Raw genomic sequence first — 3,189 nt, 5'->3', positions numbered from 1 at the left:
AACATGTTTTTGAGGTTGCAGATGGAAGCTGACGTGGTTTGAAGAGATTTTCGAAGAGTATAAATAGTAAACAAAAAGGAGCGCTGAGCTCCTTTTCTTTGTGATTATAAGGTTTTTTCTTGTTCTCTCACAACCAGCAAATCGACCTTAGCATGGCGGAGGATGTATTCAGATGAGGAGCCGACTAATAGGCGTTCAAAGGCGTTGAGACCGGTTGCGCCAAGGAGGATGAGGTCCACTTCCTCAGCATCGGGAATAGTACGTGCCAGTAGGGTCTTTGGATTTCCCATTTCAATGACGATATGAACATCGGCCACACCAGCATCTTTAGCACGTTTTTCGTACTCTTTCATCAGACTTTCAGCGTCGACTTGGAGTTGTTCGTAAACTTCAGCATCAAAGGTGGATACGCTTTGGAGAGCGCGTGTGTCAATGACATGGGCGATGGTGAGTTTAGCGTCGTTTCGTAGAGCAGAATGAACTCCCTTGACAAAAGCCAAGTCTGCTTCCTTAGAACCATCGATTGCGACCATGATATTTTGGTAACGTTGTGTCATAATGAAACCTCCTGAAATTTTCTTACTACAATTGTAAACCTTTTCACTATAGAAGTAAAGCAAAAAAAGTATTTTTCAAAAAATGTTAGCGCTTGACATATGTATGTATATATGTTAAAATATATAAAAAGAGTGAGAGTAAAGATAGAATATATTGGAGAGGAGTGGTTATGAAAAACTCTTTTCAAGAATCAAAAAAAATAAATTTCCTTTATTATGGAATCATCTTAGCTTCGGTCTTGGTAGAAGTGATCATGATCTGGCAATTAGATAGGTTGATTCCGCTTCTTTATCCAGGTTTTGTTGGCTTTTTAGTCTTTCATTTACTCTACCATTTGGTATTATTCCTAGTCGCTAAAAGAAGTGGTCGCTGGGATTACTTGATGATATGGGGGCTTTTCCTCATGTTCAATCTTCTCTATGACTCCTTTTTAGGCTTGCTTTTTCTAGGTTTATCTTTTGGTATGTGATATGTCTTTCGCAAAATACCTGCTATCTCCCCTGTCTTGACCTCGCTTTTAGCGAGGTTTTTCTTCTGTAGGATTTTAGTAACAGCTTCCAGCAAACTTGTCGCATTCTTTTTCTAGTGGTATAATGTTACTAGTCTGATGAATGGAGGAAACAAGATGAAAGAATATAACAAGTCTAGTAAGTTAGAGCATGTTGCTTATGATATCCGTGGTCCGGTTTTGGAAGAAGCCATGCGGATGCGAGCAAATGGAGAAAAGATTTTACGTCTGAATACAGGAAATCCAGCAGAATTTGGTTTTACAGCGCCAGATGAGGTCATTCATGACTTGATTATGAATGCGCGTGATAGTGAAGGATATTCTGACTCCAAAGGGATTTTTTCAGCCCGTAAGGCCATCATGCAGTACTGCCAACTGAAGAAATTCCCAAACGTAGATATTGATGATATTTACCTTGGAAATGGTGTCAGTGAGCTGATTGTCATGTCCATGCAGGGGCTTTTGGACAATGGAGACGAGGTCTTGGTGCCAATGCCCGACTATCCTCTCTGGACGGCCGCTGTCAGCCTAGCTGGTGGAAATGCCGTTCACTATATCTGTGATGAAGCTGCAGAATGGTACCCAGATATTGACGATATCAAGTCAAAAATCACTTCCAATACCAAGGCAATCGTCCTTATCAATCCAAACAACCCAACTGGATCCCTTTATCCTAAGGAACTCTTGTTGGAGATTATTGAGATTGCCCGTCAAAACGACTTGATCATCTTTGCGGACGAGATCTATGATCGCATGGTCATGGATGGGCATGTGCATACGCCTGTGGCCAGCTTGGCACCGGATCTCTTCTGTGTCAGCATGAATGGTCTGTCAAAATCGCATCGTATCGCTGGTTTCCGTGTGGGTTGGATGGTCCTGTCTGGCCCTAAGACTCATGTTAAGGGCTATATCGAAGGGCTCAATATGCTGTCCAATATGCGCCTTTGCTCTAACGTTTTGGCCCAACAAGTCGTCCAAACCTCCTTAGGTGGTCACCAATCAGTCGATGAATTGCTCCTTCCTGGTGGACGGATTTATGAACAAAGAAACTTCATCTACCATGCCATTCAAGAGATTCCAGGTTTGTCTGCCGTTAAACCCAAGGCGGGTCTCTATATCTTTCCCAAAATCGACCGCAATATGTACCGTATCGATGATGATGAGCAGTTTGTCCTTGATTTCTTGAAGCAGGAAAAGGTGCTCTTGGTTCATGGTCGAGGCTTTAACTGGCAGGAACCAGACCACTTCCGTATCGTTTACCTTCCTCGTGTCGAGGAACTAGCCCAAATCCAAGAAAAGATGACTCGTTTCTTAAAACAGTATCGCAGATAGGGCTTACATGAGAAAAAGCTGGAAACAATTGCCTAGAGCTATTGACAAAAGTGACAGAATCAGATAGAATGGTAAAGTATGTTTAGTAACTGATCACTTTATAGCCGGCTAAACGAATACAAAATCTATGAGGAGGTATTCATCGTGAAACGTACTTATCAACCAAGTAAACTTCGTCGTGCGCGCAAACACGGATTCCGTAACCGTATGTCAACTAAAAATGGTCGTCGCGTATTGGCAGCTCGTCGTCGTAAAGGACGCAACGTTTTGGCTGCCTAGTCCAAACCACGGAGAAGGAAAGTCAGTAGGAACTCGAGTCTACTGGCTTTTATTGTGCTTAAAAATAGGGGTAAGAGTAGATGAACCCGGTGTCAAAGATAGAGTAGCTTGAAGCTAGGAAAGTAGATAGCGACTGCTAAAACAGTTTTAGAAATTGCTTTGCATTTCCTAATCAATCTGTTGCGTTTTTATTTCCTTTCGCTATAGATCTGTCTGGTAAAGGAAGGGCTCGTTATAAGCTATAGTAGATTGAAACGAGAATAGGACACCTCTACTTCTAAAACATTGTTAGAAATCGATTTGACTGTCCTGACCGATTTGTCCTGTTCTTATTTCATTTCACTATAGTTGAACCATCTCAAGTTGAACCATCTCATTTTTAGGAGGGATGGATGGCTAACTTCCTTATAGAACTTTCAGTGAGATTCAGCGATGAAAAAAATGATAAAAGTGTCAGGATAAGTGTTGACTAATTTTATCAAAGTGGTATAATGTAGCTGTGATAGCTGTGA

At 41.6% G+C, this 3,189-nt stretch carries 4 protein-coding genes; 3 read left to right on the top strand and 1 reads right to left on the bottom strand.

The window, feature by feature from the left end:
• Positions 1–104: 104 nt before the first annotated feature.
• Positions 105–557: a universal stress protein gene (locus HT709_RS09495; protein ID WP_000194272.1), complete on the bottom strand. Its 453-nt coding sequence runs from the start codon at positions 555–557 to the stop codon at positions 105–107.
• A gap of 170 nt (positions 558–727) precedes the next feature.
• Here HT709_RS09495 and HT709_RS09490 point away from each other — a divergent pair, with 170 nt between their 5' ends.
• The 3 genes from HT709_RS09490 (at position 728) to rpmH (ending at position 2,677) form a co-directional block, all read left to right on the top strand.
• Positions 728–1,027: a hypothetical protein gene (locus HT709_RS09490; protein WP_000797852.1), complete on the top strand. Its 300-nt coding sequence runs from the start codon at positions 728–730 to the stop codon at positions 1,025–1,027.
• A 156-nt stretch (positions 1,028–1,183) separates the two neighbouring features.
• Entirely contained in the window at positions 1,184–2,398 is a 1,215-nt protein-coding gene (locus HT709_RS09485) for a pyridoxal phosphate-dependent aminotransferase (protein ID WP_172925715.1), read from the top strand.
• Positions 2,399–2,542: 144 nt separating this feature from the next.
• A complete protein-coding gene (rpmH, locus tag HT709_RS09480; RefSeq protein ID WP_000831907.1) occupies positions 2,543–2,677 on the top strand; it encodes a 50S ribosomal protein L34 in 135 nt (44 codons plus the stop codon).
• Positions 2,678–3,189: the final 512 nt, after the last annotated feature.

The organism is Streptococcus sp. 1343 (genome assembly GCF_013277355.1).
In the GTDB taxonomy this organism is placed as follows: Bacteria; Bacillota; Bacilli; order Lactobacillales; family Streptococcaceae; genus Streptococcus; species Streptococcus pseudopneumoniae.
The sequence above is the reverse complement of the archived record's forward strand: the minus strand, read 5'-3'. Positions and strand labels throughout refer to the sequence as shown.

Bases quoted from the DNA above. Each gene is read 5' to 3' on its own strand.
- HT709_RS09490 (WP_000797852.1), top strand. From the start codon at position 728: ATGAAAAACTCTTTTCAAGAATCAAAAAAAATAAATTTCCTTTATTAT.
- HT709_RS09485 (WP_172925715.1), top strand. From the start codon at position 1,184: ATGAAAGAATATAACAAGTCTAGTAAGTTAGAGCATGTTGCTTATGAT.
- HT709_RS09495 (WP_000194272.1), bottom strand. From the start codon at position 557: ATGACACAACGTTACCAAAATATCATGGTCGCAATCGATGGTTCTAAG.